The sequence below is a fragment of the Thalassotalea sp. G20_0 genome (assembly GCF_017744175.1).
GTDB lineage: Bacteria > Pseudomonadota > Gammaproteobacteria > Pseudomonadales > Endozoicomonadaceae > Endozoicomonas.
In genome coordinates, this window is the sequence record NZ_JAGHQV010000474.1 from 1 (window position 1) to 569 (window position 569).

The 569-nt window shown below is 56.2% G+C and carries 1 protein-coding gene; it reads right to left on the reverse strand.

The window, feature by feature from the left end:
- Positions 1-557 (reverse strand): hypothetical protein (locus tag J7438_RS27115; RefSeq protein WP_209279116.1); only part of this gene is annotated, 557 nt, incomplete at its 3' end.
- Positions 558-569 lie beyond the last annotated feature (12 nt).

Sequence of the window (569 nt, forward strand, 5' to 3'; positions counted from 1 at the left end):
CACATGGAGGAAATATTGGTGACCAGTGCCCGGTCGAGCGGTTTGCCCTTAACGTCCTCGTCTTTGCCCTCCTGCCAGCCCTCTTTCAAGCAGGGCAGGGTCAGGAAGGCCTTCACGTCCTTATCTTCCGGTAAGCCTTTGCCATGACACAGGGAGGAAATATTGGTGACCAGTGCCCGGTCGAGCGGTTTGCCCTTAACGTCCTCATCTTTGCCTTCCTGCCAGCCCTCTTTCAAGCAGGGCAGGGTCAGGAAGGCCTCCACGTCCTTATCTTCCGGTAAGCCTTTGCCATTACACAGGGAGGAAATATTGGTGACCAGTGCCCGGTCGAGCGGTTTGCCCTTAACGCCCTCGTCTTTGCCCTCCTGCCAGCCCTCTTTTAAGCAGGGCAGGGTCAGGAAGGCCTTCACGTCCTTATCTTCCGGTAAGCCTTTGCCATGACACATGGAGGAAATATTGGTGACCAGTGCCCGGTCGAGTGGTTTGCCCTTAACGTCCTCGTCTTTGCCCTCCTGCCAGCCCTCTTTCAAGCAGGGCAGCGTCAGGAAGGCCTTCACGTCCTTATCTTT